3 protein-coding genes are annotated in these 1,831 nt (G+C 76.0%); 2 read left to right on the top strand and 1 reads right to left on the bottom strand.

Annotation, left to right across the window (positions count from 1 at the left end; genetic code table 11):
* Positions 1 to 725, top strand: a 725-nt coding sequence (locus tag GTW08_RS24150; protein WP_237454129.1) for a sensor histidine kinase, incomplete at its 5' end; no start/stop codon positions are given.
* The gene (locus tag GTW08_RS24145) at positions 722 to 1,435 is read left to right on the top strand and encodes a response regulator (protein WP_301549160.1); all 714 of its coding nucleotides are present in this window, start codon (positions 722 to 724) and stop codon (positions 1,433 to 1,435) included. The genes GTW08_RS24150 and GTW08_RS24145, both read left to right, overlap by 4 nt.
* 7 nt (positions 1,436 to 1,442) lie before the next feature.
* Here GTW08_RS24145 and GTW08_RS24140 read toward each other — a convergent pair.
* A partial coding sequence (locus GTW08_RS24140) for a CAP domain-containing protein (RefSeq protein WP_161152574.1) occupies positions 1,443 to 1,831 on the bottom strand: 389 nt, incomplete at its 5' end.

Here is a 1,831-nt window from a genome sequence, read left to right as displayed (position 1 = left end):
GCGCCGAGGCCGGCGCCGCCGACGCCGAGCGGCGCGCGGCGGCCAACGAGACCCGCGGGGCGCTGCTGTCGGCCGTCGGGCACGACCTCCGTAGCCCGCTGACCTCGATCAAGGCGGCCGCGGGTAGCCTGCGCGACGAGCACCTGCCCCTCGACGACGCCGACCGCGCCGAGCTGCTCGCCACCGTCGAGGAGTCCGCGGACCGGCTCACCGCGCTGGTGGACAACCTGCTCGACTCCTCGCGGCTCGCCGCGGGCGCGGTGACCCCGCTGCTCGCCCCGGTCGGCTACGACGAGGTCGCCGCGACCGCGCTGCTCGGCCTGGAGGGCGCCGACCGGGTCCGGTTGGAGATCGGCGAGGACGTGCCCGACGTGCTCGCCGACGCCGGGCTCCTGGACCGGGTCGTCGCCAACGTCGTGGACAACGCCCTGCGCCACGGCGGCGGGTCCGAGGTCGCGCTGCGGGCCAGCGCCTACGGCGACCGGGTGGAGCTGCGGGTGGTCGACCACGGCCGCGGGGTGGCCCCCCGCGAGCGGGACGCGCTGTTCGCGGCGTTCCAGCGGCTCGGCGACCGCGACGCCGTGGCCGGGCTCGGGCTGGGACTGTCGGTGGCCCGCGGGCTGACCGCGGTGATGGACGGCGGGCTCACCGCCGAGGACACGCCCGGCGGGGGCCTCACCGTCGTCGTGTCGCTGCCCGCCGCGGCCGTCGTGGTGGCGTCGTGAACGCGCCCGCGCGCGGCGCAGCGAACGGGGTGCGGGTGCTCGTCGTCGACGACGACCCGCAGATCCTCCGGGCCCTGCGGATCAACCTCACCGCGCACGGCTACACGGTGCTCGTCGCCGCCGACGGCTCGGCCGCGCTGCGGGCGGCCGCGGACGGGCATCCGGACGTCGTCGTCCTCGACCTGGGGCTGCCCGACCTCGACGGCACCGAGGTCGTCGAGGGGCTGCGCGGGTGGAGCACGGTGCCGGTGATCGTGCTGTCCGCGCGCACCGACTCCACCGACAAGGTCCGGGCGCTCGACGCCGGCGCCGACGACTACGTCACCAAGCCGTTCGGGATGTCCGAGCTGCTGGCCCGGCTGCGGGCCGCGGTGCGCCGCGCCGCCGTGTCGACCGTCGACGGCGAGGCCGTGGTCACCACCGCGGACTTCACCGTCGACCTCGCTGCCAAGACGGTCGCGCGCGCCGACGGCGCCGAGGTGCACCTGACCCCGACCGAGTGGGGGATCCTGGAGCTGCTGGTGCGCCACCGCGGCAAGCTCGTCGAGCAGAAGCGGCTGCTGCGCGAGGTCTGGGGTCCGCAGTACGGCACCGAGACCCACTACCTGCGGGTCTACCTCGCCCAGCTGCGGCGCAAGCTGGAGCCGGTGCCGTCACGGCCGAAGTACCTGATCACCGAGGCGGGGATGGGGTACCGGTTCGACGGCTGAGCCGGCCTCAGCGGCCGAAGTCCTGGGTCCAGTACCCGTCGGCCAGCCCGATGCCGATCGTGGTCAGCGAGCAGTCCAGGATGTTCTTCCGGTGCCCGGGGGACTCCATCCAGTCCTGCACGACGGTCGCCGCGTCCGGCTGGCCCATCGCGATGTTCTCCGCGCCGGGGGAGTCGTAGCCCGCCGCGGTGATGCGGTCGGTGAAGTCCCGGCCGTCGCGGCTGTCGTGGGCGAAGTAGCCCTGGGCGGCCATGTCCTCGCTGTGGCCCTGGGCGGCCGCGCTGATCCGCGGGTCGGCCCGCAGCGCACCGCAGCCCGCGGCGGCCCGCTCGGCGTTGGTCAGCTCCACGACCCGGGCGAGCTCGCCGGACAGCCCGGCCACGGCGCCCCTCGCCG

The organism is Pseudonocardia sp. SID8383, from assembly GCF_009864975.1.
Classification (GTDB): domain Bacteria; phylum Actinomycetota; class Actinomycetes; order Mycobacteriales; family Pseudonocardiaceae; genus Pseudonocardia; species Pseudonocardia alni.
This window is presented reverse-complemented; position numbering and strand designations above follow the sequence as displayed.